The organism is Mesorhizobium sp. AA23 (assembly GCF_001672435.1).
Lineage (GTDB): Bacteria > Pseudomonadota > Alphaproteobacteria > Rhizobiales > Rhizobiaceae > Mesorhizobium.
In genome coordinates, this window is the sequence record NZ_LYTP01000023.1 from 593,025 (window position 1) to 615,862 (window position 22,838).

24 protein-coding genes and 1 tRNA gene are annotated in these 22,838 nt (G+C 61.7%); 11 read left to right on the top strand and 14 right to left on the bottom strand.

Annotated elements, in window-relative coordinates; genetic code table 11:
• Positions 1 to 17: 17 nt before the first annotated feature.
• From A9K66_RS19515 to A9K66_RS19525, 3 genes are all read right to left on the bottom strand, one after another.
• The gene (locus tag A9K66_RS19515) at positions 18 to 950 is read right to left on the bottom strand and encodes a 3-keto-5-aminohexanoate cleavage protein (protein ID WP_067326797.1); all 933 of its coding nucleotides are present in this window, start codon (positions 948 to 950) and stop codon (positions 18 to 20) included.
• Positions 951 to 979: 29 nt separating this feature from the next.
• Positions 980 to 1,219 (bottom strand): hypothetical protein, encoded by a 240-nt coding sequence (locus tag A9K66_RS19520; RefSeq protein WP_067326800.1) that lies wholly within the window; start codon positions 1,217 to 1,219, stop codon positions 980 to 982.
• Between the two features lie 84 nt (positions 1,220 to 1,303).
• Positions 1,304 to 1,948 carry an FMN-dependent NADH-azoreductase gene (locus tag A9K66_RS19525; RefSeq protein WP_067326803.1) on the bottom strand — a complete coding sequence of 215 codons (645 nt, stop codon included), beginning with the start codon at positions 1,946 to 1,948 and terminating at the stop codon, positions 1,304 to 1,306.
• 110 nt (positions 1,949 to 2,058) lie between these two features.
• Between A9K66_RS19525 and A9K66_RS19530 the strand changes: the two genes are divergently transcribed.
• Positions 2,059 to 3,006 (top strand): LysR family transcriptional regulator, encoded by a 948-nt coding sequence (locus tag A9K66_RS19530; protein ID WP_067326806.1) that lies wholly within the window; start codon positions 2,059 to 2,061, stop codon positions 3,004 to 3,006.
• Here A9K66_RS19530 and A9K66_RS19535 read toward each other — a convergent pair.
• The gene (locus tag A9K66_RS19535; RefSeq protein WP_067326810.1) at positions 2,948 to 3,574 is read right to left on the bottom strand and encodes a TetR/AcrR family transcriptional regulator; all 627 of its coding nucleotides are present in this window, start codon (positions 3,572 to 3,574) and stop codon (positions 2,948 to 2,950) included. The two genes, A9K66_RS19530 and A9K66_RS19535, sit on opposite strands and share 59 nt — an antisense overlap.
• A gap of 66 nt (positions 3,575 to 3,640) precedes the next feature.
• On the opposite strand from A9K66_RS19535, the gene A9K66_RS19540 reads away from it, so the two are divergent.
• Positions 3,641 to 4,066 carry a VOC family protein gene (locus A9K66_RS19540; protein ID WP_067327168.1) on the top strand — a complete coding sequence of 142 codons (426 nt, stop codon included), beginning with the start codon at positions 3,641 to 3,643 and terminating at the stop codon, positions 4,064 to 4,066.
• 15 nt (positions 4,067 to 4,081) lie between these two features.
• On the opposite strand, the gene A9K66_RS19545 is transcribed toward A9K66_RS19540, so the two are convergent.
• Entirely contained in the window at positions 4,082 to 5,029 is a 948-nt protein-coding gene (locus A9K66_RS19545) for a trypsin-like peptidase domain-containing protein (RefSeq protein WP_067326813.1), read from the bottom strand.
• A gap of 171 nt (positions 5,030 to 5,200) precedes the next feature.
• Here A9K66_RS19545 and A9K66_RS19550 point away from each other — a divergent pair, with 171 nt between their 5' ends.
• The 3 genes from A9K66_RS19550 to A9K66_RS19560 all read left to right on the top strand — a co-directional run bounded on the left by A9K66_RS19550 (position 5,201) and on the right by A9K66_RS19560 (position 7,699).
• Complete coding sequence (locus A9K66_RS19550) at positions 5,201 to 6,073, top strand: S1C family serine protease (RefSeq protein ID WP_067326816.1); 873 nt, start codon at positions 5,201 to 5,203, stop codon at positions 6,071 to 6,073.
• Between the two features lie 7 nt (positions 6,074 to 6,080).
• Complete coding sequence (locus A9K66_RS19555; protein WP_067326819.1) at positions 6,081 to 6,728, top strand: helix-turn-helix transcriptional regulator; 648 nt, start codon at positions 6,081 to 6,083, stop codon at positions 6,726 to 6,728.
• Positions 6,729 to 6,832: 104 nt separating this feature from the next.
• Entirely contained in the window at positions 6,833 to 7,699 is an 867-nt protein-coding gene (locus tag A9K66_RS19560) for an NAD(P)-dependent oxidoreductase (protein ID WP_067326822.1), read from the top strand.
• Positions 7,700 to 8,120: 421 nt separating this feature from the next.
• On the opposite strand, the gene A9K66_RS31275 is transcribed toward A9K66_RS19560, so the two are convergent.
• Positions 8,121 to 9,431: an OmpA family protein gene (locus tag A9K66_RS31275; RefSeq protein ID WP_245307586.1), complete on the bottom strand. Its 1,311-nt coding sequence runs from the start codon at positions 9,429 to 9,431 to the stop codon at positions 8,121 to 8,123.
• Between A9K66_RS31275 and A9K66_RS31280 the strand changes: the two genes are divergently transcribed.
• From A9K66_RS31280 to A9K66_RS19575, 3 genes are all read left to right on the top strand, one after another.
• Positions 9,417 to 10,226 carry a hypothetical protein gene (locus tag A9K66_RS31280; RefSeq protein WP_245307589.1) on the top strand — a complete coding sequence of 270 codons (810 nt, stop codon included), beginning with the start codon at positions 9,417 to 9,419 and terminating at the stop codon, positions 10,224 to 10,226. The two genes, A9K66_RS31275 and A9K66_RS31280, sit on opposite strands and share 15 nt — an antisense overlap.
• A gap of 314 nt (positions 10,227 to 10,540) precedes the next feature.
• Positions 10,541 to 10,987, top strand: coding sequence for a YcgN family cysteine cluster protein (locus tag A9K66_RS19570; protein ID WP_067326829.1), 447 nt, complete (start codon positions 10,541 to 10,543; stop codon positions 10,985 to 10,987).
• Between the two features lie 316 nt (positions 10,988 to 11,303).
• Positions 11,304 to 11,654, top strand: a complete 351-nt coding sequence (locus A9K66_RS19575) for a hypothetical protein (protein ID WP_067326832.1) — start codon at positions 11,304 to 11,306, stop codon at positions 11,652 to 11,654.
• A gap of 211 nt (positions 11,655 to 11,865) precedes the next feature.
• On the opposite strand, the gene A9K66_RS19580 is transcribed toward A9K66_RS19575, so the two are convergent.
• Complete coding sequence (locus tag A9K66_RS19580; protein ID WP_067326835.1) at positions 11,866 to 12,576, bottom strand: SIMPL domain-containing protein; 711 nt, start codon at positions 12,574 to 12,576, stop codon at positions 11,866 to 11,868.
• A 214-nt stretch (positions 12,577 to 12,790) separates the two neighbouring features.
• Here A9K66_RS19580 and A9K66_RS19585 point away from each other — a divergent pair.
• Positions 12,791 to 12,866, top strand: a tRNA-Ile gene (locus A9K66_RS19585).
• 446 nt (positions 12,867 to 13,312) lie between these two features.
• On the opposite strand, the gene A9K66_RS19590 is transcribed toward A9K66_RS19585, so the two are convergent.
• Together A9K66_RS19590 and A9K66_RS19595 are read right to left on the bottom strand one after the other, a co-directional pair.
• The gene (locus tag A9K66_RS19590; protein ID WP_067326839.1) at positions 13,313 to 15,001 is read right to left on the bottom strand and encodes a recombinase family protein; all 1,689 of its coding nucleotides are present in this window, start codon (positions 14,999 to 15,001) and stop codon (positions 13,313 to 13,315) included.
• Entirely contained in the window at positions 14,998 to 15,504 is a 507-nt protein-coding gene (locus A9K66_RS19595; protein ID WP_067326842.1) for a DUF2924 domain-containing protein, read from the bottom strand. Before A9K66_RS19595 ends, A9K66_RS19590 begins: the two co-directional genes overlap by 4 nt.
• Positions 15,505 to 16,266: 762 nt before the next feature.
• On the opposite strand from A9K66_RS19595, the gene A9K66_RS19605 reads away from it, so the two are divergent.
• Positions 16,267 to 17,433, top strand: a complete 1,167-nt coding sequence (locus tag A9K66_RS19605; RefSeq protein ID WP_067326848.1) for a (p)ppGpp synthetase — start codon at positions 16,267 to 16,269, stop codon at positions 17,431 to 17,433.
• A gap of 267 nt (positions 17,434 to 17,700) precedes the next feature.
• Here A9K66_RS19605 and A9K66_RS19610 read toward each other — a convergent pair whose 3' ends face one another.
• Entirely contained in the window at positions 17,701 to 18,147 is a 447-nt protein-coding gene (locus A9K66_RS19610) for a hypothetical protein (protein ID WP_067326851.1), read from the bottom strand.
• Positions 18,148 to 18,222: 75 nt separating this feature from the next.
• Complete coding sequence (locus tag A9K66_RS19615) at positions 18,223 to 18,594, bottom strand: hypothetical protein (RefSeq protein ID WP_067326854.1); 372 nt, start codon at positions 18,592 to 18,594, stop codon at positions 18,223 to 18,225.
• Positions 18,595 to 18,881: 287 nt separating this feature from the next.
• Between A9K66_RS19615 and A9K66_RS19620 the strand changes: the two genes are divergently transcribed.
• Complete coding sequence (locus A9K66_RS19620; RefSeq protein ID WP_067326857.1) at positions 18,882 to 19,679, top strand: hypothetical protein; 798 nt, start codon at positions 18,882 to 18,884, stop codon at positions 19,677 to 19,679.
• 436 nt (positions 19,680 to 20,115) lie between these two features.
• Here the strand turns inward: A9K66_RS19620 and A9K66_RS19625 are convergent, their stop codons facing one another.
• From A9K66_RS19625 to A9K66_RS29695, 3 genes are read right to left on the bottom strand one after another with little or no spacing between them, the layout of a single operon-like run.
• The gene (locus A9K66_RS19625) at positions 20,116 to 21,810 is read right to left on the bottom strand and encodes a recombinase family protein (RefSeq protein WP_067326860.1); all 1,695 of its coding nucleotides are present in this window, start codon (positions 21,808 to 21,810) and stop codon (positions 20,116 to 20,118) included.
• Positions 21,807 to 22,286, bottom strand: coding sequence for a DUF2924 domain-containing protein (locus A9K66_RS19630; RefSeq protein ID WP_245307602.1), 480 nt, complete (start codon positions 22,284 to 22,286; stop codon positions 21,807 to 21,809). The genes A9K66_RS19625 and A9K66_RS19630 overlap by 4 nt, the downstream gene beginning before the upstream one ends.
• Entirely contained in the window at positions 22,286 to 22,717 is a 432-nt protein-coding gene (locus A9K66_RS29695) for a DUF3489 domain-containing protein (protein ID WP_082953965.1), read from the bottom strand. The genes A9K66_RS19630 and A9K66_RS29695 overlap by 1 nt, the downstream gene beginning before the upstream one ends.
• Positions 22,718 to 22,838: the final 121 nt, after the last annotated feature.

Sequence of the window (22,838 nt, forward strand, 5' to 3'; positions counted from 1 at the left end):
TTCTTTTTTTGCCGGGATCAGAACGCGACTTTGTCGCCGCCCTTCAGCTGCAGGATCTGCCGCGCCTCGTCGGGCGTGGCGATCGAGGCGCCGAGGCCCTCGATGATCTGGCGGACCTTCGTTACTTGTTCGGCGCTCGAGCGGGCAAGCTTGCCCTTGCCGATCCATAACGAGTCCTCCAGGCCAACCCGCACATTGCCGCCCAGCGCGATCGCCTGCGTGGCGATCGGCAGTTGGTGGCGGCCGGCGCCCAGCACCGACCAGTGATATTCGTTGCCGAACAGCCGATCGGCCGTGCGCTTCATATGGGCGACGTCCTCCGGATGCGTGCCGATTCCGCCGAGGATGCCGAACACGCTCTGGACGAAGAACGGTGCCTTCACCAGCCCGCGCTCGACGAAATGCGCCAGGGTATAGAGATGGCCGATGTCGTAGCACTCGATCTCGAAGCGCGTGCCGTTGTCGGCGCAGGTGCGCAATATGTGCTCGATATCGCCGAAAGTGTTGCGGAAGATCCGGTCGCGCGACGATTCGAGATAGGGCCGCTCCCACTCATGCTCGAACGTCTTGAAGCGCTCCAGCATCGGAAACAGCGCGAAGTTCATCGAGCCCATGTTGAGCGAGGCGACCTCGGGCGCGAAGACTTTCGCGGGCCTGACGCGTTCCTCCACGCTCATCGTCGCCGCACCACCGGTGGTGATGTTGACGACGCAGTTGGAGCGCTGCTTGATGACCTGCAGGAAAGGGGCGAACGCCTCGGTCGACTGGTCGGGGCGTCCGTCGACCGGATTGCGGGCATGAAGGTGGACGATCGCGGCACCCGCCTCGGCCGCCTCGATAGCGGCGGTCGCGATCTCCTCGGCCGTCACCGGCAAGTGCGGCGACATTGACGGCGTGTGGATCGAGCCTGTGACCGCGCAGGTGATGATGATCTTGTTCTGGCTTGCCACTTTTTGATGCCCTGATCCTGATCTCTTCGCTATCCGAACGCGCCCTGTTCGACCGCGTCCTGTTCGACCGCTTGGGCGATGCCGGCAATGAACCGCTCGACGGCACGATATAGAACAGGGTAATCGGCAGCGCCGCCAGTGTCAGCCCGGTGAACAGCTAGTCGGCGGTGAATTTCGCCGACGAACACCGTCAGCCCCGGCGGCAGTTTCCTCAAATTGCCGGAGGTGATCAGCACCAGCGGGAAGAAACAGTCGTTCCAGATCGGCACGGCTCGACGAACATGCAAAAAAGGCAGGCGCCGATCGGCGCCCGCCTTTTCATTCTCAGGGTTTTTCCGTTCTCAGGGCAATGATTACGCGGCCACGGCGATCCCGTCCGCGTTAGCAGCCGCGGCCGCGATCGCATCCACCTTGGCGGTGGCCTTGGCAAGCGCGGCGGTGACCGCGTCGGCGCCCATGCCGACGCCTTCGACGCGGATCACTTCGACGTCCGTCATGCCCAGGAAGGCAAGCACGCCGCGCAGGTAGGGGATGGCGTGATCCATCTGCACCGCGGCACCCTCGGAATAGATGCCGCCCGAAGCAAGCACGATATAGACCTTCTTGCCGGCGACCAGGCCCTTCGGGCCATTCTCACCATAAGCAAAAGTCCTGCCCGAGCGTGCGACGTGGTCGATCCACGACTTCAACGTCGAGGAAATGTTGAAGTTGATGAAACCGGTGGCGAGGATAATCGTGTCGGCCGCGAACAGCTCGTCGAGCACCGCGTCGGACACGCCGACCACCTCGGCCTGACGCGGGCTGCGCGCCTCGGCGGGGGTATAGATGCCGGTGGCGTAGTCGGGATCGATATGCGGCAGCGGATCGGCGACCAAGTCGCGCACGACAAGTGTGTTGGACGGATCGGCGGCGGCCAGCTTCTGAGCAAGATCGGTGGCGACGCGGGTCGAGTGCGAGGCGGCGCCGCGCGGGCTGGAGGTAACAAGCAGTATGGACATGGCGGTGTCCCCTTTGGTTGGATTGAACTTGCCCGAGCCATATGGGGTTGCGGCTCTATCCGGAAAACTGGTATAATTTGCATGGTACCCATCGAGAATATGGATTGCTCATGCAGCCAAATCCGACGCTCGACCAATTGCAGATCCTGGTGGCGGTGGCCGACACCGGCAGCTTCTCAGCCGCGGGGCGCAAGCTAAACAGGGCGCAATCGGTGGTGAGCTACGGCATCGCCAATCTCGAAGCGCAACTGGGCCTGAAGCTGTTCGAGCGCGAAGGCCTGCGCGAGCCGCAACTGACCGATGTCGGCAAGGCCATGCTGGAGGACGCGCGGCGCATGATCGGCGTGCTGCAGCGCATCCGCTCGCGCGCCGACGGCTACAGGCAAGGGCTGGAGGCGGAAGTAAACCTGTCGGTCGACGTGGCGCTGCCTTCGCCGGCGCTCGTGCGGGTGCTCAAGGCCTTCGAGGCCCAGTTCCCGGCGGTGATGCTGCGCCTCTATATCGGTTCGCTCGGCCTGATCGTCGATCAGGTCGTCAACGGCCAGTCGGACCTCGGCTTTGGCGGCCTGCAAGGCGATGCGGACGTCAATCTGCTGCGCATCGGCTTCATCTCGCTGGTGCCGGCTGCCGCACCCGACCACCCGCTGGCCAAACTGCCGAAGCCAATTGCGATCGAAGATCTGCGCGACCACATCCAGCTTGTCGTCTCCGACCAGTCGGAGCGGACGCGGGGCCGCGACTATGGCGTGTTTGCCTATCGCACCTGGCGGCTGACGGACGTGCGAACCAAGCACGCCCTGATGCGTGAGGGTCTCGGCTGGGGCGGGCTGCCGCGCTGGCTGATTGCCGACGACATCGCCAGCGGGCGGCTGGTCGAGCTCGATCTCGAGCCTTATCGCGAGGTGCGTGCGCCGATGTACGCGATGCACCGCAACGACCGGAGCCCCAAGCCGGCGGCTTCGTGGCTCATCGACGAGTTCAAGCGGCAGCTCGGCTGCTTCAACGAGCTGGAACCGGGCGTTTGGACGGAGGAGGAGCCGGAGACAAGCCGTCCATGAGCGCCATCAGCACGGCGCGATACTCCTCGGCCGATGCGCCGGCCTCGATGGCCAAAGCTGCGCGATCGAAGGCGGCGGCCAGCACCGCGGTCAGCGCCTCGGCCGGCAGCTTGACCATCGAGCGCGCGCGCATGGCTGCGATCAGGCCTTCGCGCAGCGAGCGGTTGCCGTGGCGATTGTCGATCTCGTCCATCGCCGCGCGGCCAAGCACGGCCGGCCCATCGAGCAGCAAAAGCCGCGTGCGGCCGGGCGCGCGCATCGCGGCGAGATAGGCGTCGGAGCCGGAGATCAAGGCATCGCGGGCCGAGAGCGAGGCGGGCGAGGCGCGGTCGATCTCCGCTGCGACGGTCGCTGCCTCCTGTTCGACGACCGCGGCGAGCAACGCCTGCTTGTCGGCAAAATGATGATAGAGCGCCCCACGCGTCACGCCGGCGGCGGCCACGATCTCCGGCGTGCCCGTCTCCGCATAGGATTTTTCCGTGAACAATTTTCGCGCCGCGCGGATCAGATCGGCGCGCGTTGCCTCGGTGCGGTCGCGGTTGGAGCGGCGTCCAGACTCTGGTTGCATACATACAGCCTGTATGTTAATTGCACTTACATACAGACTGTATGTTGGATGGCAGGAGAAAGAAAGATGAAGACGACCAGCTATTATCCGGTGCTGATGACCGGCGACGTCGCCGCCACGGCGGCCTTTTATGTCGAGCATTTCCGCTTCAAGGCGCTGTTCGACACCGACTGGTACGTCCATCTGCAGTCGGCCGAGGATCGCCGCGTCAATCTCGGCATCGTCGACGGGGACCATGAGACGATCCCTGAGGAGGGCCGGGGACGCACGTCCGGCCTGCTGATCAATTTCGAGGTCCGCGATCCCGACGCCGTCTATGAGCGCATCGTGGCCGCAGGCCTGCCGATCCTGCGCACCTTGCGCGACGAGCCCTTCGGCCAGCGCCATTTCATCACCAAGGACCCCAACGGCGTGCTGATCGACGTGATCAAGCCTATTGCGCCGAGCGAAGAATTCCTGGCGCAATACGCCAAAGGTGCGGCCGGGAGCTAGGCCGGACAGCGGGTCTCAGTTCGTCCGCGCCACCGGCGTCACGGCGACCTGGCTGACGCCGGTGCGGCGCACGACGGTGCAGAGCGTCTCGCGACCGATGCGGTCGGCGTCGAGCATGCGCACGAGATCATCGACGCCGGTGACCGGTCGGCCGTCGAGAGCGGCGATGATGTCGCCTTCCTTCAGGCCAGCCCTCGCGGCGGGGCCGTTCTTCTCGACACTGCGCAGGCGCACGGCCGTGTTGGTCGTGACCTGCGAGAGAAGTGCGGCACGGCGCGGCAGGTTGGTCGTATCGGCAGAGACGCCGATGAAGGCGCGGCGCACGCGGCCGAAGCGGATGATCTCGGAAATGACGAAATTGGCGGTGTTGGAGGCGACCGCGAAGGCAATGCCTTGCGCGCCGTGGATCATGGCGGTGTTGACACCGACGACTTCGCCAGCCGACGACACCAGCGGTCCGCCGGAATTGCCGGGGTTGAGCGCGGCGTCCGTCTGAATGACGTCGTCGATCAGCCTGCCGGTCGAGGCGCGCATCGAGCGGCCGAGCGCCGAGACGACGCCGGCGGTGACGGTCCATTCGAAGCCGAGCGGATTGCCGATGGCGATCGCGATCTGGCCGCGCCTGAGGCGCTTGGAATCGCCGAGCGGGGCGATGTCGGCGAAGCTGCCGTCGGCGCGAACCAGCGCAATGTCGGTGTCGGGATCGCGGCCAAGCACGCGCCCCTCGCGCGAAGCGCCATCCGGCATCGTGACGCGAACGTCGCGGGCGTCGTCGACGACGTGGAAATTGGTGACGACCAGCCCGTCCTGAGCGATCACGAAGCCCGAGCCATGGCCGCCGGCACCAATGCGCTCGATGCGGCACACGGCCGGTCCGATTCGATCGACGGCGTCAGCGACCGTCGCCGAGTAGGCGTCGAGCAAGGCGTCATCGGATTGGAGTTTTTCGACGGCGAAGGCCATGGGTGGGGCTCCCGTGTGATCTGGCGCAAACGATGCCTATATGTGCGGAGCGGCAGCAATTGCCGCGACCTGACCACATGGCCAGTCAGGCACTCGACTAGCCGTCAGGCGAGTATTCGCGGCGGGACCACGGAGCGATATCTGGGTCACAGAACCCAGGAGACCATCGATATGAGCAACTTCAACCTTAGTGCCTTTTCCGATGCCGTTGCCGATGTCGCGGCGGCCGCCGCGCCGGCGCTGGCAAGCTTCGCTACGCATCACCACCGCACCGCGAGCGCCTTCCACTGGCGCGACGGCTTCTTTGTTACCGCGGAGGAAGCGGTCGAAGCCGGAGAGGAGATCGAACTGACGCTGGCCTCGGGCGAAACTGTGAAGGCCGAGCTTGCCGGCCGAGATCCTTCGACGGGCGTTGCCCTGCTGAAGCCGGCTTCCGCCGCCGGTCTGCCGCAACTGGCTGAGGCCGCTGCCGTGCGCCCCGGCAACGTGGCGATCGCCGTCGGCAATAGCGAAGGGGCAGCACTTGCGGTCTTTGGCACGGTCGGCGAGGTCGGGCCCGCCTGGCGCTCGATGCGCGGCGGCGCGATCGAACGGCGCATCAATCTGGCCATCAACGCCGGCGGCCGCTTCGAGGGCGGTCCGGTGCTCGATGCCAAGGGCGGCCTGATCGGCATGCTCTTGTTCGGGCCGCGCCGGCGGGCGCTGGTCATGCCTTACGAGACGATCGAGCGGGCGGTTGCGACGCTGCGCGAGAAGGGACATGTCGCGCGCGGCTATCTCGGTGCCGGGCTGCACCCGATCCGCAACAGCGACACCCACGGCGCCATGGTGATGAGCCTCGACGACAGCGGCCCGGCGAAAGCCGCCGGCCTGCATGTCGGCGACATCATCGTCACCTGGAATGGCGAGGCCGTGCATGGGCCGCGCGAGCTGATCCGCAAGCTCGGGCCGGACAGCGCCGGCACCACCGTGACGCTCGGTATCTTGAGCGGCGGCGCTGAGCGCGATGTTTCGATCACCATCGGCGAAAAGCCGTTGAGCTGAGAGGCCGATGGCAAGCAGCGCGATACAAACGATTGCTCGACCGGAGCCGGCAAGCACCCGGCTGACGGTGCTGATCGCGCTCGGCGACGCGGCCCGCGCCGAGCAACTGGTCGATGCGCTTGCGGCGAGCGAGGACCTGCTGCCGATCCTCGCCGGGAGCGGCATGGGTCAAACGGCGGATGTCGCCTTGGTCGATGAGGCTGCTTCGGAAAGCCGGGCCGTGAGCCCGGCAACGCCATGTGTGCTGCTGTCGCGTCGCGCCGGCCATGAAAGGCCGGGCGGCAATGTGTTTGCGACGCTGCCGGCCTCCGCCGACGGCCTGCTGATTGCCGCCGCCTTGCGCTTGGCGGCGTCCGGCTATCGCATCGGCCGGGCAGGACCGTCCGATCTTGGTGCACATGGCGAGTTCCACGCGGGGGTGTCCGAGGACGAGACGCCCGACGACAACCAGCCCCGCGCGGCGTTGTCGCCGCGCGAAGCTGAAGTGCTCGCGCTGCTGGCGGAAGGCGCGCCCAACAAGGTAATCGCCCGGCGGCTCAACATCTCCGTCCACACGGCGAAATTCCACGTCGCCGCGATCCTGATCAAGCTCGGCGCCGCCAACCGCACCGATGCGATCGCCATCGCCATGCGGCAAGGGCTGGTGCTGGTCTAGACCCTTTCAGCACGACGCTGCGTAACCTCCGACCGGTGCGTTGGGCCTTGCGCCACGGCTGCCCGCCGCGCAAGTTGCCTCACTGTTGCAGAGGGAGCCGAGACATGTCGCTCAAGGGAAAGACGCTATTCATCTCGGGCGGATCGCGCGGGATTGGGTTGGCGATCGCGCTGCGCGCGGCGCGCGACGGCGCCAATATAACGATTGCAGCCAAAACCGCCGAGCCGCATCCGAAGCTGCCGGGCACGATCTACAGCGCGGCCGAAGAAATCGAGCAGGCCGGCGGCAAGGCGCTGCCGGTGCTTTGCGACATCCGCGACGAGGCTCAGGTCGGCGAGGCGGTGGCAAAAACCGTCGAGCGGTTCGGCGGCATCGACATCTGCGTCAACAATGCCAGCGCCATCCAGCTTACCGGCACGCTGGAGACCGACATGAGGCGCTACGATCTGATGCACCAGATCAACACGCGCGGCACGTTCCTGGTGTCCAAAATGTGCATTCCACACCTGAAGTTGGCAAAGAATCCTCACATCCTGAATCTGGCGCCGCCGCTCGACATGAAGGCCAAGTGGTTCAAGAACCACGTCGCCTACACGATGGCCAAGTTCGGCATGTCCATGTGCACGCTCGGCATGAGCGCCGAGTTCGCCAAAGACGGCATCGCCGTCAATTCGTTGTGGCCGATCTCGACCATCGACACGGCCGCCGTGCGCAATCTCCTGGGTGGCGCCACGGTGGCTGCGATGAGCCGCTCGCCCGACATCATGGCCGATGCCGCGTGCGCGATCTTCCTGCGGCCGGCGCGCGAGGCGACCGGCAATTTCTACATCGACGAAGAGGTGCTGCGGGCCGAGGGCGTCACGGACTTTTCGGCCTATGCGCCAGGCTCGGCGGATCAGCTAGCCGGCGATTTCTTCGTGCCGGACGAGGTGTTCGCCAACTCGCCGACGAAGGTCAGAAGGATCTACTGACAGTCCGCGGCCGCCTCATTCCGCGGCGCCCTTCCTGCCTTTCGACGGATTCGACGCGAGTTCGAGACGCTTCCTGAGATGTTCCGGGCGGTTTCGCCCTGATCTACGCAATTCCGAAAACCGCTGCGCACTCTCCTGGAATTGCTCTGTGGGGTTCGGCCGTATCTCGGGCAGGTGGACTTATTTTCAAGATAAAGCCCCGCCGGAGAGGGGCGCCGGCGGGGCTCATGTGTCCCGCTGGAGTCGGGACAGGGCAGGGAACGCCCTGACTGGAATCTGGGTGCCGCAATGCGGCGATTCAATGAGCACGGCGGGATGAGCGGGACAATTCTTCTTGAATTCCAAGAGAAAGGGCCCGTCCGGATCCGGACGGGCCCAATCTTGTCGCGCCGATTCCGAAAATCGGCTCAGGATCTTCAAGTCATTGCTCGTTGCTCGCCACAGGCGCCACCAGCGAGGTGATGCGGCGGATGGCGACACGACGGTTCTCGCGGTTCGGGCTAGACGTATTCACCTTGAGATATTCCTCGCCATAGCCCTGTGTCGTGAGGTTCTCGGCCGGGACGCCAAAAGCGTTGGTCAACGCTTCGGCGACCGCCTCGGCACGCCGATCCGACAGTGCGAGGTTCGCGTCAGGCGTACCGACGGCGTCGGTGTGGCCCTCGATCAGGAAGGTCTCGGCCGGGTTCTTCTTGAGAAGTTTGTCCATGGCGGTGGCCACGCCTTCGAGCTTCTGCACTTCGGTGTCGGAAAGAGTCGCCGAGCCGAAATCGAAGTTGAGCGTGTCGAGGTCGATACGACGGGCGATGTCGCGCACGCGGGCCGAGCGCTTGACCTCGTCGATCGAGTAGAGACGCTGGACCCTCTCTACCGGCGGCTGCTCGAGGAAGGTGTAATACTCGTCCGGATCCTCGACTTCTTCCGAATCCAGGATGTAGTCCCGACGCGATATGTCGAGACGCATCGGCGGCAGGTCGTCGCCTGGATCGCGCCAGTCGTCGACATCCTGGTAATAGCGCTCGTCGACATAGCTCAGGACATATTCGCGCCCGTCAGGCGTGATGCGCGAACGCTGGACAATGTCGCCATTGCGGTTGCGGATGGTGACGATCTTGACGCCATTCTCGCGCTCGACGGTCTCGCGGGTGCGGCCGCGCGGCAGATCCTCGTAATAGACATCCCTGGCGCCACGGGTAATGCGAGGAGCCTCGTTGCTTTCCACGAAAGTCTGGTTGTTGAACTGGAGGATCACGCGGTCGCCGAACTGCTTCACCACATCCGCGCCCTGGGGCCGGCGGCGCTCGCGGACCACCTGCTCGGGCGTAAGCTCGATCCGCTTGCCCTTTTCCTCGGTGACCGGAACAAGCTTCTCAGGCTTGATCGCCTGCTGGGCCGCCTTGTCGTCGGTGGGCGGCGGCCCCTGATCGACCGCGGCAGGCCGCTGCTGCTGTTCGGCCTGATTGCCGCCCTGCTGTCCAGCCTGGTTGCCGCCTTGCTCGACACCGGCCTGGCCATTCTCGTTCTGGCCGGCCGGCTGGCGGCCCTTGCGCTTGCGAACGACATCCTTCTGGCTGTCGAGGATGGGAGCCTCGTTCGCGTTGGCAGGGGTCTCGCCCTGTGCGGCAGCGCCGGCGTTCGCGCCGCCTTCAGCCGGCTGCTCACCGGTAGCGGGCTGGGTGGTTGCCTGGCCTTCGCTGGAGGGCTGCTTGGTCGAAGGTTGATCTCCCGTCACCGCCTGACCGGTGCCGGGCTGCTCGCCGACCGTCTGTCTGCGCTTCTTGGTCTTGTCCAGAGGCTGTTCGCCTTCGGCCGGTGCTGCTTGCTGATTGTTTTGCTGTGGCTCGGCCTGCTGTGCCTCGCCGGCAGGGGCTTCGGTCTTCGGCGCCTGCTCGGCCGGGGCGGTCTCGGTTTGCTGCTGATCCCGCTTCTTCCTGCGCAGCTTGTCTTGCGGCGTGTTGTCGTTGGCGGGCGCCGCCTGTTCGGCAGGCTGCTCGGCCGGTGCAGTCTCGGTTTGCTGCTGCTGGCGCTTCTTCCTGCGCGGCTGCTGTTCGTCGCTCGCCGGCGCCTGTTCGGCGGGCTGCTCTGCCGGGGCCGTTTCGGTTTGCTGCTGCTGGCGCTTCTTCCTGCGCGGCTGCTGTTCGTCGCTCGCCGGCGCGGCCTGTTCGGCCGGCTGCTCGGCCGGAGCGGTTTCGGTCTGCTGCTGGCGCTTCTTCTTGCGCGGTTGCTGCTCGTCGGTCGCAGCCTGTCCGCCCTGATCGGCAGGGGCTGCCTCGATCTGCTGCTGTTGATCGCGTTTCTTGCGCGGTTTGAGCTGCTGCTCCGCCGGGGCCGCCTCTTCCGCCTGGCCGGACTGCTGCTGGTCCTGCCGCTTCCGGCGCGGCTTCTGCTCTGGCTCGGCGGACTGTTCGGCCGGCGCCGACTCCGTCTGCTGCTCGCGCTTCTTTTTCCTCGGCTGCTCGGCTTGCCCCTGCTGGCCTTGCGCACATTCCTCAGCCGATTGGCCTTCGGCGCAGTTCGACTGCGCTAGGATAAACGGCGTCCCCCGCGAAGGGCCGAGATCGGCCTGCAGCGGATACGCGCCCAACGGCGCGGATGCCATTAGCAGGCCGATTGCCGTACCTGCCAGAATCCGTGGTTGGCGTTTCATATCGATTTTCTCCTACTGGGGTCCCATCCCTGCCCAAACTTTCAACAGCATCAATTGGTTCCGCCGGGCATTGTTGTCAGCCAAGGATGCCCGGCCGGCCTTTTGAAGGCAATTTCGTGTTTTTCTAATGTTGATAATGGGTCCTGTGACAGCAGTGCTTGACCGAGAGGTCCCGGAGGGCCAAATCCAGCGGCATGAATGCGCCATTTTGGAAAACCAAGACTCTCGAGGCCATGACCCCGGACGAATGGGAATCACTTTGTGACGGCTGCGGCAAATGCTGCCTGTCCAAGCTCGAGGACGAGGATACTGGCGAAATCTATTGGACGAGCGTCGGCTGCCGGCTGTTCGACGCCGAAAAATGCCTGTGCTCGGATTATGCCAACCGGTTGGCGCGCGTGCCCGATTGCGTCGGCCTCACACCGCAGAATGTGCGCACCATCACCTGGCTGCCCAAGACCTGCGCCTACCGGCTCGTCGCCGAGGGACACGACCTCTATTGGTGGCACAAGCTGGTTTCGGGGAGCGCCGAGACCGTGCATGAGGCCGGGATTTCGATCCGCGGCCGGGTGAAGGCCAAGGAAACGGATCTCGCCGAGCCGGACGACTATTTTGATTATGTGCTTGATGACGAACCTTGACGGATCCCGCATCTTGATGAGGAACCCTGACGGGTCAGCATCTTGATGACGATGACGAACCCTGACGGGTTCGCATCTTGATGACGAAGCCTGGCGGCTTCGCATCTTGAAACTCGAGGGAACTGGGGCCGCGGTGACGCGTTCCCCGCGTCAGATTTGGAAGTGCATTCGGGTGAGGGGTTTTGCCTTTTCTTCCACATGAACCGGACATGAACGGCCGGTTCGCACAAAGTTCAGACACAAAAAGGCATTTTGTAATCATTGGTTCGCCAATCATCCGTTCAAGGGCGCGAGGCCCACAACAAGGAGAGAGACAATGTTCAACCAGATCAAGACGGCAGCCCTTTCGGCCCTTGTCGGGCTTTGCACGCTCGGCGCCATCCCGGCGGCGCATGCGGACAGCCTCTATCTCGGCTTCGGCAACAATCACGATCCGCGCTTCGGCGTCTACACCGGCGATGATGGCTATTACCGCCGCGATCGCGACTGGCGCCGCCGCGGCTGTTCGCCGGACCGCGCGCTCGACAAGGCCGAGCGTATGGGCCTGCACCGCGTCCGCATCGTCGACATCAGCCGGCGAACGGTGAAGGTGGCCGGCCGTCAGTATGGCGACCGCGTGGTGGTGGTCTTCGCCAACGAGCGTGGCTGCCCGATCATCTATCGCTGAGGCTTTTCTGGAGCCTGCGAGGACAGGTTGGGCATGATCCTCTGCAGGACCAGCTGACCTTCTGCGAGGTCGGGAGCAGGATGACTCTCGCCGATGTCACCTGTGAGTAGTGGAGCCCCTTCGGCCAGTGCTGAAGCGCGGCTCAGATAAACCCCGGAGGATCGGTCCTCCGGGGTTTTGTTTTTGTCGGATTACCAAAGCGGCGGGCAAGCTATTTCAGCTCGAACGTGACGGTCACCTGGACGGTGTAGGAATTCTCGCCGGCCTGCACCGGCACGGCGGCGCGGGCGGCATCGAAAGCCTTGGCGTTCAACGGCATCGGCGCCGGCGCGACGTTCTGGTCGGTGATCTCGATCACCTTGCCAAGGTTGACGCCGGCGGCCGCGGCGAGCGTCTTGGCCTTGGCGAGCGCGTCGGCAACCGCCTTCTTGCGCGCCTCGGTGATGGTGGCCTTCGGATCATCATTGGTGAAGGCGATGCCGCCGCCCTGGTTGACCCCGAGCGACACCGCCTTGTCGAGGATGTCGCCGGTCTTGTCGACGTCGCGCACGCGCACCGACAGTGTGTTCGTCACCTGGTAGGCAACGAGTTCGGCTTCCTGGCTGCCGTCCGCCTTGTTGGTGTAATTGTAGCGCGGATTGATCTGGATGCCGGCTGTCTGCAGGTCGCGATCGGCAATTCCGGCCGATTTCATCGCCGCGATCACGGCCGCCATGGCATCATTGTTGGCATCAAGCGCGGCGCGCGCGGTCTTTGCCTCACGCATGACGCTGAGCGTCAGGATCGCCATGTCCGGCGCGACAGTCGCTTCGCCTTCGCCCGAGACGACAATGCGCGGAGCCGGCTGGGTGTCGGCGGCGCTTGCTAGCGCCGGAAACGCTATCGCGGCAGCGAGCGCGACAGGCAAAAGATATCTGGTCATGAAAACTCCTCGAAATCTGCGATCCGGTATCACCTCTGCCCAGACTCGAAAAAGGCATCGATTCCCGGCGTTGCGGGCAGTCCGGACCAGTTCACGCGCCTGATGGGCGCGCACGCCGCTGTACGGAGCGAATATGAGCTGATTTTGGCATTTGCCGCCAGCGCTTTCGAAAGCCTTGTGCCGGGCGGCGAAAAACACTAAGCCAGCCCGCGTGGGGCCTGTAGCTCAATGGTTAGAGCCGGCGGCTCATAACCGCTTGGTTGGGGGTTCGAGTCCCTCCGGGCCCACCAAAAACCCTTTAATATCAAGTACTTAGCATATATTTTGGCTCCGCGCATCACCAAACGATCGCTAGGATGCACCTCGATGCGGCGTGAATCGCCGCTGTCCAAATGGCCGCCATTTTTGCCCGAAACTGCCATGTCCGACACTTCCCTGGAAATCAGCCTGAATAGCGTCGACATTTCCGCGCCTTAGTTTTTGCTTGCAGTCGGCCGCATCGGGTCATTCGGAGCACCATCCCCTGCACCCTATTTCGAGGGTTTTTCAGCTGTTTCACGATAGTTCCGACATTTCCATTTTGTCAGCGCCGCGCATTTGTAACGGTTGGCTGAGACGCGCCAGTGAGCGCCCAAAATGCCGGAATTTTTGGCCGTCGTCTCTGACGGGGGAATTCCGTAGCCAAGCGTTTTGGGAAGTGATGGTCGGCTCATCAGAGAGATGCCCGGCCGTTGGTTCAGAAACCGAGGAGTGTCGCTTGGTCGGTCCAGGCAATCGGGAGTTCCGGTAGGCGAGGAAGCCGATGCGCGGTCAGTTCGACAGGCTGGTCGCCAGCGACGATGCCGGACGCGATTTTGGGAGCAAGGAAGGCGAGGGGTAGGAGGCGGCTCACCTCGGATGCATCGGTGCCATTCAGTAAGGCAACGTCGGTGAGGCTGCGGTTGGCGCCATCCGTGAGCTGGTCAAGATACAAATGAGCGCGGCGAAGAAGGCTGACAAGAGCCGCATCCGGTTCTCGGATGGGGCTAGATCCATCGGTAAGCACAAGCCGCGTTTCGACACCGCGACGCCTCATCCCAAACGGACATTCGAGTAACGTCGTTTCGGCGCCACCATCAGTGGGGAGGACCCTGGCCAGCAACAGTTCCGAGACTGACCGGACATCGAGCTCGATGGTCAATGATCCCGGCCTGAGCGTGATCCGGCGAACGATTTTTTGGAGCAGCGCTCGCTTCGCGTAAACGTCTCCCGACGCCCAAGATGATCGCACCTCACCAGCTCGAGCAAGCGCGGATTGGATTTCGCCGGAATCCGCCCATCGCCGAATCCAATCAGACAGTTGGGCATGATCACTGAGAATCCGATTCAGACGATGCTCAACAATCGATTCGGCTGTCTGGGCGGGAAGGCGCCAACCGTCTGATCCATTTCGCCGCTGATCAACGAACTGCTTTGAGACGTAGTACCGATAGCGAACGTCTCGTCTCTTGGCATGAACGGATCGCAGCTTCTTGTCGGCTTCATCGAAGAGCAGGCCGGTTAGCAAATGAGCTTGGGTGACGTTCGACTGACTTCGCCGCCTGGGTGCCTGGGAGTTGAGAAGCTGCTGGGTCTCGTCGAACAAGGCAACCGTGAGGATCGCTTCGTGCTCGCCGTCGTAGATGTGCTTCTTGTGCCTAATTTTGCCGATGTAGATCGGGTTCGAAAGAAGGTGGTAAAGGTTGCCGCGGCCGAACGGTGACGTGACGACAACAGAACCGTCCTTTTGTTGGCGAGACCGTGCTGAAAGGCCGTCACGCCTGGCCTCGCTGACAAGTTCACGAACTGACTTCAAGACAAGATAGCGAGCGAACAGATGCTGGACGATCTTTGCTTCGGCTGCGTCAACCACGAGCTTGCGGTTCTCAGCGCGATAGCCGAGTGGCACGATGCCGCCCATCCACATGCCCTTCTTTTTCGAGGCGGCGATCTTGTCGCGGATGCGTTCAGCGGTGACCTCTCGCTCGAACTGGGCGAAGGATAGGAGCACATTGAGTGTAAGCCTGCCCATCGACGTGGTGGTGTTGAACTGTTGGGTGACCGAGACGAAGGAGACGGAATTGGCATCAAAGATCTCCACGATCTTTGAGAAATCCATCAGCGATCGGGTGAGGCGATCGATCTTATAGACGACCACCACATCAATCTTCCGGTTCTGGATTTCCTGCAGGAGGCGCCGGAGGGCAGGGCGCTCCATCGTGCCACCGGAAATGCCTCCATCGTCGTAATGGTCCGGCATTAGCCTCCAGCCTAACCCTGCCTGTGAGACAATGAATGCGGCACAGGCGTCGCGTTGGGCATCAAGCGAATTGAATTCCTGTTCCAGGCCCTCCTCGGTGGATTTGCGAGTGTAGATTGCACAGTTGAGGCGAGGGGATGTTGTCATAGGCCAAAAAACCTCGGGCCAGACCAATGCGTGCCGGTGATGCGGCGAGCAACGGCCGTCAGCGATCGGAACGTCTTGCCATCGAGCACGAAGCCACCGTGGACAACTTCAACAATATGCATTCGACCGTTCCACTCTCGCATCAGACGAGACCCGACCTTGGGCGGAATCGGTCCCGGCTTCTTCGCCACGACTGGGTTAGATGGCGCAGCCTCGGTGGATGCTGCGCCATTGCTTCTCGGGGACGCGGCATTCGCTGCAGGGAGCGAATTTATGCCAGTCGGACGCACATCGATCGACCCGAGGGCTTTTCTAGTGCTCGCCGGCAGGCCGCCCAGCCGTCTCGCCTGGAGATGCCAGGCGGCAGACCGCTCCAGCAACTCGCGCTTGACACCTTTGGGCGGCGGGCAGCCGTAGGTCTTTATCCAAGCTGCCACCAGTTGGTCTCGCGCCAAATCGCGGATTGCAGCGATCTCGGTGTTGATATCCAGTCGCTTGCGCATCGAGACTGCTCAGCCATATCTACTTCGACAATGCGGTAGCGCCGTTGGCCATCCTTGCCAGTTTCACCGAGCAGTTCGCGGCCAAGACTTTCCTAACGGCCCTCGAGAGGAAGGCCGACACCGATTGCGCCCCGCCATCCAGTAGCATCGATCAACGACTTGGCAGTGACGCTGTTGGTGGACCTCTGGGTCCTTCGGAAGCTGTTAATCCCGGCCTGCGCTAAGGGCGAAGTGCCCTTGCCTTTCTCAACGGTCACCGAGACGGTTGCATCGGACTTCTCGCGCAGCGAGGGGGTCGAGGTCCTGATAGAAGTTGGGTGCCGTGGCTCGCAGTTCGACGTTGTCAGCTTTGGCTTTGATGTAATTGAGGATTGCCATCTTGAATCTTCGTCAGTTCGGCGCCCGGATCATCCCGGCGCTTGCACTGACTGAAGCCCGCCGCTTGCGGGCTCGAGACTCACCTAGGCTCTTGCAGCACCGAGTTCCTCGGCGGTGCTTACCCAACCAATGCTTCCTTTGGCGGTGAAGTCCAGCGGAAAGTCGCTGTTTGCGAACGGTTCTGTAGCGCGTGGGGGCAGACGGCTAGGAACATAAGGTCTCGGAATTGTTGCGCTGCGTAGAAGTGCGCAACCCTCAGTCTACGGCGCGTTGTCAATTGATTGCCTGCCGGTCTTCTAATTATATGACCACCGCTGTCAATTGCGCTTTAGGCCGCGTTAGAAAAGCGACTGTCACAGGACAAGCATTGCGAAGGGGAATTGTATGCCGTCGTTGGACTTTGAAACAGAGAAAGAAGCATTTCGAACATACTATAACGACAACTCGGTCCGCTTCGATCAAGCGAAGGATGCGTTTCTCACGCTTTTGCGATCGCTACTAGCCCATGCAGGATTCGGCGCTGCCGCCGCTGTTGGCCGCATCAAGGATCGTGAAGAGTCGATCAAGAAGTTCACGCGAAAATATCAAAGTGGGCTGGAGGAGAGCAAGACGCCCTATACGATTCAAGATCACATCACAGACTTGATCGGGCTTCGACTCGTTTGTCTGTATGAGGACGAGATCGACCCCATCGGTTCGCTGATCCGCAAGCATTTCGAGGTCATCGACATCACCGATAAGACCGCAGAGATTGAAGGCACGGAGAACGCCTTCGGCTACAAGGGCCTTCATCTAGACCTAAAGCTCGATGGTGCTCGCGCCGACATGCCTGAGTATACTTTGTTCGCTCCTTATCGTTTTGAGTTGCAAATCCGGACAATTATACAGGATTCTTGGAGCACTCTCGACCACAAGATAAAGTACAAGAAGTCGATCCCGCCGGCGCTCAAGCGGCGTATCAACACATTGGCGGCACTTTTCGAACTCGCTGACCGAGAGTTTCGGCAAGTCCGCGACTCAACCCTTGTCGAGATCGCGAAGGCGGAAGCGGAAACCGATTCCGACTCCTCAGATACCGACCAGGCCGACGAACAGGCGCGAAAACGCCCCGTGGATGAAGCCGAAATTGAGCGCGGCCAGTTCGCGCCGCTAAATGCTTTTAGGCTCCTGCGCATCGCGCATCACTTCTTTCCTGACGTTGAGTTTGAGCCCAACAAGATTGATGGCTTCACGGCCGAAGTAACGAGACGAGAGCCAGAAATCAGCCGCGGGAAATTCAACTACTATCTTCGCACTACTATTGGGCTGGTGCGGCGCTATAAGGCGGCGGAGTTCGTAGATGAGGCCAAAGGTGGAAAGTTCAACGCATTCACTGAGATGCGTCATGCCCTTTACGCTGCCAACCCAGCCGCGTTCACAAGTATGCTCACCAATGTCGCTCGCGAGAGCTTCGATCTTTGGCGCACAAAGAATGCAGCCCAAATTGCAGCGGAAGAGAATGACCCGATGGCGCCTCCAAGGAAGCCATTGCGTCGACGTAACCGGGCCTGATGATCGCTCTGGCGCCCAGCGGCAGACCTCGATTGCCATGCTCTGCCCTTGACGCATCGAGCCGTGGCACCAGCGGGTTAGGACGCCTAGCTGGGTGTCGAATTCAACCTTTGGTACTGAAGTCCGGAGTCTACCAACAGCGGCGTGGAGGCCCTGCCTCTCGTCCTTTAGCGAGCGCCTGGACATGCGACGAGAGACTCCGGACAAGTAAGGAGCCCCCCAGGCTAGAGAGCCTGGAGGGCGAAGGAAAGACCGTATCTGGCCGGGTTACCGAACGATGTATCCGGGGTTGCCAAACACGTCTTGGCAAAACGCGCCGACTGGCTGAAGAGGGCCGGGGCCCGCCCGGCCGATACCAGTCATACAGAAGTTGCCAACCTGCATCTGCGGCTGCCAATTCCGCTGCGACTGCCAATTCTGTTGGGGGGCCGGCCCGCCGCCGCCATTGAAGCCATCCAACACACCGGAACGCTGAATAGCCCATGCGCCTTCAAGCGCCTGACCGGCGCCAGGCACAAAGCCGTCGAGCGTGGCCGCCGCGGCATGGTCAACCGGATTGCCGAGTTGGGCATTGAGGTGATCAGCAGCGCGGGCCAAGTCGGGGTTGAAGGGTTTGATGAAAGTGTCGGCAAGGAACCCCCCAGCGTGGGCGTCAGACATGCCGGCAACGGCGATCAGTGCAGCAAATGCAATGGTGGAACGGAGCTTGTTCATGGTAGTTCTCCACGGTTGAAACTTGATCTTCGGGGTGATCCCGCAGGCATCCGGTAGACGCCTGCGGGTCCATAGTTAGCGGCTGACCCAGCCCGTCTGGACACCCCACTGGGTGAAGGCCTGGCAAGGGCTTCCCAGGGGGTTCATCGGCCCCGGGCCAAAGCGCCCTGCCTGCGTCATGCAGAAGTTGCCCATCTGCTGCATCTGCGGCTGCCAGGTCGGGCTAGGGCTAGGCACAGGGACATTGCCGCCGTTCCCGAAGGGATTGAGCTGGTCAAGCGGTTTGTTCAGAGCGGTGTGGATGCCATCAAGGGCCTGCCGAGTGTTCTCGTCATAGAGCCCGAGGTCACGGCCCAAACCAGCCAGAAAGCCTTCGGCATGAGCATTGGTGGCTGCGACGCTAGTGGTCACTGCGGCGATGGCAATCATGATACGGACGGTTTTCATAACAATTCTCCACGTTTGCTAGGGTTAAACTGAAGCAATCCCTGTGGTAGCAAGGATAGTCTCAGTGGTTACTCTACTTCCGAGCATGAGTTGTTGGCGCTGCTCGTTGTGTAATAGATAATTAACCACCGCCCTGATCGCCACATTAACGATCGGGATCGTTCTGCAGTGAATTTCACGGCAGCCTAGGCTGTTTGAAGGAAGCGCCGGCCTCGATGAAGAGTTTTGACATTTCCGCAAATCGGATCATAAAATCTGACGGAAAATGAAATTTTCGGGGATTTGCTATGGCAATCGGGGGACGCACAGACGCGTTCGACGAGGACGCAAGGCTCCAAGTCGCGGCTGTAATCAAGAAACACCTCCACACAATCGGTAAGTCCCGGAAGGAAGTGCTCTACGACCAGGGGCTAAGTGTCTCGACCATAGATAAAGCCCTTGCGGGCGATTTTTCTGAGGCGACGCTCGATAGGATCGAGGCCATCCTCGGCACGAAGTTTGCGCCCAAAAGTAATGTCTTTGCCGAACAGGCATCCGAGGACTTGGGCAGTTATACCTTTAAAGCTGTCGAGCACCTACAGGGCGACTACCTGGTTTTGCGGCCCTGTTTCAGCAATGTCGGACGTCTGAACGTCTATGGGATTTCCATCAAATGGGATGAGAATGAAGCGTGCCTCCTCTTTGAGGAAAAACAACGCAGCGATGTAAAGTATACGCAACGTGGCCGCGTTTACGTCCCGTTTGGCAAGCCGTTTTTCTCCCTGGTCACAATCGCCAAGGGGAGCGTCCGATTGATCAACCTCTACCTGCCGGAAGAGGACGGTATCTGCCGAGGAGTGATCTCGACGCTGCACAATCCCATGGCGGCGTCCTTTCAGCCGGCGACCTGCCCGATTGTACTGAAGCGCATTTCCATAGATGAGTTGAACGACGGCGTGGCTGCAGCAGGGTTTGTTTCTAGCGAGATGCCACAGTACACGGAATACAAAGACCTACTGGACGGCGTTATCGGAGATGGGTACGCGGTCCTGGTCACCGGGGCCGATTTTGTAGAGAGGCGAAAGCCGCTCGCGTTAGTCAGCTGATTTCTGTTTTCCGAGCCGCAGTACTCTCGCATGGACCGGTGAGCTATATCAACGCGAGGTCTTTACGCTGCCCCCATCACCTCACGATCGGTGGTGTCTCACCCAGGCGCCTTCCAAATTTTACCCGAAACGTCTCTGTCTGCGACTTTCCCGAAAGTGAGCCGAAATAGCGTCGACATTTCCGAGGCTTAGTTTTGCCATTTGGTTGACAGTTCGAGTCCCTTGGGGACCACCATTCAGTCCGTCAGTTTTTGCCCTCTCTCGGCCGTCTCGGAATAGTGTCGACCTTTCCGAAGGTTAGCGGCGCCCCTGGGGCAACGCTTGGCGGAGACGTCGCCGTCGCGGCCCAGAATGCCCCAAATTCTGGGCTTCGTCTCTGGGGGCCCATTTCCGTAGCCAACTGTTTGGAAAAGCGATGCTCGGGTGATGGTCGGAATCAGAGGCCGAGGAGGGCAGACTGATCGGACCAGGCGAGGGGAAGGCCCGAGAGGCGCGACAGCCTGTGGGCAGTGAGTTCTATCGGCTGAGTGCCGGCTATGATCCTGGAGATGATCTTCGGCGAGAGAAACGCCAGCGGCAGCAGCCTGCTCACCTCAGAGACCGTCGTTGCGTTCAAGCTAGCGATCTCCGTCAGGCTTCGGCCAGAGCCATCTGTGAGTTGGTGGAGATACCGCTGGGCGCGATGCACCACGTCGATCAATGCGGCGTCCAGTTCAGCACTGTTGGATCTGTCACCGGTTAGGACAATGCGCGTCTCGACACCGCGTCGTTTGATGTCGAATGGGCAAGAGATCGACATGGTTTCGGCTCCGCCATCACTTGGGAGCGTTCGATCGATGAGATGTTCTGCAAGTGCCCTGCAATCGACGTCGACGGTCAGCACTTTCTGACTAAGCGTGATGCGGCGGACGAGCTTTTGCAGCAGCGATCGCTTGCCGTCTGCAGTCTCGGTGCTCCAGGCAGCCTTGAAGTCAGCCGCGCGACGCATCGCGATTGGAATTTCGCCTGAGCTTCCCCTTCGCTGAATCAAATCTGCGATTTGGCCGCGATCGTTGAGAATGCGGTACAGCTGATGCTCAACTCCTGATTCAACTGCATCGGCGGGAAGGCGCCATCCGTCGGAGCTTCCGCGTCGCTGATCAACGAACTGTTTTGAGACATAGTACCGATAGCGAATGCCGCGCTTGCTGGCATGCACCGACCGAAGCTTCTCGCCGTGCTCGTCGAACAGCAGTCCTGTGAGAAGATGCTGCTGGTTGACGTTGGATTTGCTCCTCCGACGCGGCGCTTGGGATGCCAAGAGCGCCCGCGCCTGATCGAACACCGGGCCTGCAATGACCGACTCATGCTCGCCGTCGTGGACCTGGTCTTTGTGCTTGATCTTGCCGATGTAGATGGGGTTCGACAGCAGGTGATAAAGATTGCCGCGGCCGAATGGCTTGGTGACGGCAACGGCCCCATCCTTGCGTTCACGAGTTCGGGTGACGAGGCCATCTCGCGCGGCCTCGTCCGCGAGGTCGCGCACTGATTTCAAAACAAGGTAGCGCTCGAAGAGATGTCGGACGATCTTCGCCTCGGCTTCATCGATAAGAAGCTTGCGATGCTCTACGCGATAACCGATCGGCACCACACCACCCATCCACATACCCTTCTTCTTGGACGCCGCGATCTTGTCGCGGATGCGTTCGGCTGTGACTTCGCGCTCGAACTGCGCAAAGGACAGAAGCACGTTGAGCGTCAGCCTGCCCATCGACGTGGTGGTGTTGAACTGCTGGGTGACGGAGACGAATGACACCGCGCTGGCATCGAAGATCTCGACGATCTTGGAGAAGTCCATCAGCGAGCGGGTGAGACGGTCGATCTTGTAGACGACAACGACATCCACCCTCTTGTCGCGGATGTCCTGAAGTAGCTGCTGCAGGGCAGGGCGCTCCATCGTCCCACCGGAAATGCCGCCATCGTCATAGCGATCTGGAACGAGCTTCCAGCCTAAGCCGATCTGCGAGGCGATGAAGGCCACGCAGGCCTCGCGCTGGGCATCGAGCGAGTTGAATTCCTGATCGAGGCCTTCCTCGCTTGATTTACGCGTGTAGACGGCGCAGCGCAGGCGAGGGGTTGAGTTGCTGCTCATAGGCCGAAGAACCTTGGACCGGACCAATGCGCGCCGGTGATCTTGCGCGCGATCGACGACAGCGAGGGATAGACCTTGGCCTCGAAGACAAAGCCCTCTTCGATCACGTCGACGACGTGGGTCTTGCCGTTCCAGTCACGAACCAACCGGGCGCCTGGCAAAACTTGTTTGTGCTTCTGCGCGATCGTCACCTTGATGTGGTCGGCGACGACGTTAGCTTGGCTGTCGCGGTCGGCGAACTTCTTCTCGACCCGGTCTATGGCGGACCTGAGCATGCGACGCGTCTCGGTGGAAAATCCACCGAGACGCTTTGCCTGAAGATGCCAGGCTGCTGCCCTGATCAGAAGTTCACGCCTGACACCCTTTGGTGGCGAGCACCTGTAGATCTTCTCCCATTGGGCTGCGAGTTCCTCGCGGGAGAGGTCGCCCAGGGCGGCAACCTCTGTCTCGATGTTGAGCTTGGCGCGCATGACCATCAAGCGCCACTCTTGGCGCTATCGTCGATGCGATAGCGCCGAACACCGTCCTTCCCGACATCGCTGACCAGGTTGAGGCCAAGCTTCTTCTTGACGACCGCTGACAAGAAGCCTCGCACCGAGTGGGCCTGCCAATTGGTCGCCTCCATCAGCATCTCGATCGTGGCGCCCTTGGCTAGGCGAAGTTTCTTCAGCACTAGGTCCGATTTGCTCGGCTTGCCCTCGTTGCGGGGCGTAGGCTTCGGTGGCTTGGCAGGTTCCGGATCGCCCGCGCCTTTCGCATTACCAACCTTCTTCTTGGCCGACTTTGGCTTCTTCGCGCGTTTGGGTGGAGCGTCGAGCGCATCCCAGATGTGCTCGCGCGGCTCCGGCGGGATTTGAAGCTGATCGTTGTCCGCCTCAGTGCCCTGGTCGGTTCCGAGCGTTGCCATGGTCGTTCTCCTCAGTTAGCAGTCGCCGGCCGATCCGGCGCCTGTACTGACTTGAGCCCGCCTGGCGGGCTGGAGAGACCTGGCAGAGGTGAAAGCCGCCGCCTTGCTACCCACAGCAATG